Annotated in this window: 3 protein-coding genes and 1 riboswitch; all 3 genes read left to right on the top strand. The window is 45.1% G+C overall.

Features of this window, described 5'->3' with window-relative positions; translation table 11 throughout:
* Positions 1–121 precede the first annotated feature (121 nt).
* Positions 122–230, top strand: a riboswitch (TPP riboswitch).
* A 291-nt stretch (positions 231–521) separates the two neighbouring features.
* From thiS to DWX28_RS18995, 3 genes are read left to right on the top strand one after another with little or no spacing between them, the layout of a single operon-like run.
* Positions 522–1,493 (top strand): sulfur carrier protein ThiS, encoded by a 972-nt coding sequence (gene thiS, locus DWX28_RS19005; protein ID WP_022213400.1) that lies wholly within the window; start codon positions 522–524, stop codon positions 1,491–1,493.
* Between the two features lie 20 nt (positions 1,494–1,513).
* Positions 1,514–2,752, top strand: a complete 1,239-nt coding sequence (gene thiH / locus DWX28_RS19000; protein WP_022213399.1) for a 2-iminoacetate synthase ThiH — start codon at positions 1,514–1,516, stop codon at positions 2,750–2,752.
* Complete coding sequence (locus DWX28_RS18995) at positions 2,733–3,320, top strand: thiamine phosphate synthase (RefSeq protein ID WP_022213398.1); 588 nt, start codon at positions 2,733–2,735, stop codon at positions 3,318–3,320. Before thiH ends, DWX28_RS18995 begins: the two co-directional genes overlap by 20 nt.
* Positions 3,321–3,373 lie beyond the last annotated feature (53 nt).

The following is a 3,373-nucleotide window of genomic DNA, read 5'->3' as shown; positions in this document are numbered from 1 at the left end:
GGAGAACCTCATGCACGGTTTGATGAGGGGCGGATGAAATTTTCATCCGCCTACTCTACTAAAGTTAATATGTGAAAATCCTGGCTTGACAGGGACATGATTTCGGCATATACTAAGCTTTGTAAATAAGCAGGGGAGCTTGTACTGGCAGGCTGAGAGGAAGTAATTAACTTCGACCCTTATACCTGATTTGGATAATGCCAACGTAGGAATGTGAACGTATGTGGATATTACGGGAGATGCCTTGTGGCGTCTCCTTTTTTGTATTACATATCGAGAGAACACCAGTGGCGCGTCCGCTGATTCGTTTCATATCTGAACAGGAACACAATTTCATAGCGATACAAATGAGAGTGAACAGAGTTCATGAAGGGGTGCACCACCGCGGGTGTATTGCTTCGTGAACTCTTTTTTGATACCAAGGCTTCAAAACTCGAACATCGTTCCTGCTTGCAGGATAAGATGCTCGAATTTGTAGGTATCTTATTACCAATGTATCGCCACAGCACAGGAGGACAAATATGATCACAGTAAACGGAGTAGAAAAAACACTTGAGAAACCATTATCAGTCACAGAATATCTGGAGACAAACAAGTACGTACCGGTTCAGGTAGCAATTGAATTAAACGACAAAATACTTGCAAGAGAATTATATGGAACAACCATTTTGAAGGAGGGCGATGTTATGGAAATCGTAAGTTTTATGGGCGGCGGAAGCGGCAAAAATGAGGATAAACTGGTTCTTGGAGGACACGAATTTACCTCACGTTTTATCCTTGGCTCCGGTAAATTTTCACTGGATCTGGTAAAAGCCTGCATCGAAAAAGCAGAGGCACAGATCATCACACTTGCACTGCGCCGTGCAAACGAAGGCGGACTTGCGAATATCCTGGACTATATTCCAGATAATGTAACACTTCTTCCAAACACTTCCGGTGCGAGAAATGCCGAAGAAGCAGTCCGTATCGCAAGACTTTCCCGTGAACTTGGCTGTGGAGATTTCGTAAAGATTGAAGTCATCCATGATTCCAAATATCTTCTTCCGGACAACTATGAAACCATTAAAGCGACAGAAATCCTTGCAAAAGAAGGCTTCGTAGTTATGCCATATATGTACCCGGATCTGAACGCAGCAAGAGATCTGGTAAACGCCGGAGCTGCCTGCGTTATGCCTCTTGGCTCTCCGATCGGTTCCAACAAAGGCATCTGTACCAAAGAATTTATCCAGATCCTGATCGATGAGATTGACCTTCCGATCATCGTAGATGCAGGAATCGGCAGACCTTCTCAGGCATGTGAAGCAATGGAAATGGGAGCTTCCGCGGTCATGGCAAATACCGCGATCGCAACTGCCGGAGATGTAGAGGCAATGGCAGAAGCGTTCAAAAAAGCAATCGAAGCAGGCCGCAGCGCATACCTTTCCGGACTGGGACGTACTCTGGAAAAAGGTGCCAGCGCGTCATCACCACTGACAGGATTTCTGCATGACTAAGGAACGGAGGACAGAATAAAATGGCAGAGAATACAGCAGCAAATCATGGAGGACATTTCAATGAAAGCATCGTCAATGAAGTGATCCTTGAGGATATGAAAAAGAACCGTATCGATCATATGAAGTATCTTCCGGGCATGGAAACAATGGAAGAATCAGATGTTATGGAAAAGGTCATTACCGCAATGAATGCCTACGATTATGACCAGTATACAGAGAAAGATGTCCGCAGGGCACTGGAACATGACAACCGCACGATCGAAGATTTTCAGGCACTTCTTTCCCCGGCAGCACTTCCTCTTCTGGAGGAGATCGCACAGGCGGCGAGAGTAGAGACAAGGAAACATTTTGGCAATAGTGTATATATGTTTACACCAATTTACATCGCGAATTACTGTGAAAACTATTGCATCTACTGTGGTTTCAACTGCCACAACAAGATTCGCAGGGCCCAGTTAAATGCAGAAGAGATCGAAAAAGAAATGGAAGCGATCTCCAAAACAGGATTGCAGGAAATCCTGATCCTGACAGGTGAGAGCAGAGCGAAATCTGATGTGAAATACATTGGAGAAGCATGTAAGATCGCACGAAAATATTTTAAGGTCATCGGTCTGGAAGTTTATCCGATGAACTCTGACGAGTATCATTATCTGCATGAATGCGGTGCGGATTATGTAACAGTTTTCCAGGAAACGTACAACTCAGACAAGTATGAAACACTTCATCTTGCAGGTCACAAACGAATCTTCCCGTACCGCTTGAACGCACAGGAACGTGCGCTGAAAGGCGGCATGAGAGGTGTAGGATTTGCAGCACTTCTCGGTCTGGACGATTTCCGTAAGGATGCATTTGCGACAGGCTATCATGCATGGCTGCTCCAGAGAAAATACCCTCATGCAGAGATTGCTTTTTCCTGCCCGAGACTTCGTCCGATCATCAATAATGACAGGATCAACCCGATGGATGTACATGAACCACAGCTTCTCCAGGTTGTCTGTGCATACCGTCTGTTTATGCCATTCGCGAGCATTACTGTGTCCACAAGAGAGTGCGAGAGAGTAAGAGACAATCTGGTAAATATCGCTGCAACCAAGATCTCAGCAGGCGTCAGCACAGGAATCGGAAGCCACGTAGACGATATTGAAGACAAAGGAGATGACCAGTTTGAGATCTCAGACGGAAGGTCTGTAGATGAAGTATATCAGGCACTTTTGGATCACCAGCTCCAGCCGGTCATGAATGATTATGTCTATTTATAAAGAAGAATATAAAAATGTCATTGCAGTGACAAACCGCAAACTGAGCAGCAGACCGTTCCTGGAACAGATGGAACGTGTCTGTAAACTCCATCCCAGGGCTGTGATCCTCAGAGAAAAGGATCTTTCTGAGGAAGAATATGCAGAATTGGCAGTACAGATTCTGACATTATGTAAACAATATCAGGTTCCATGTATGCTTCATACATATCTGGAAACAGCGAGAAAATTGCAGCATCCATATATTCATCTGCCTCTGTTTCTTCTCAGAGAAAACAGCGAAAATCCAGGTGATTTTCTGGCAGTGGGATGTTCTGTACACTCTGTAGAGGAAGCAAAAGAAGCACAGAAACTCGGAGCAACCTATCTGACAGCAGGGCATATCTACACTACCGACTGCAAGAAAGGCCTGCCGCCACGGGGATTAGACTTCCTGCGAGAAATCTGCAATGCCGTAACGATCCCGGTATATGCGATCGGCGGCATCCACGCAGGAACCAGACAGATACAGGAAGTAATGGACTGCGGTGCTTCCGGGGCATGTATCATGTCGGAGATGATGAGAATTTAACATAATATATAACAAGAATTCTCCTACCTCTGCAGGTAGTGAGATGAATTGTA

The sequence above is a fragment of the Blautia sp. AF19-10LB genome (assembly GCF_003461245.1).
Taxonomy (GTDB): Bacteria; Bacillota; Clostridia; order Lachnospirales; family Lachnospiraceae; genus Blautia_A; species Blautia_A intestinihominis.
Note: the sequence above shows the minus strand (reverse complement) of the source record. Positions and strands in the feature narration are given on the sequence as shown.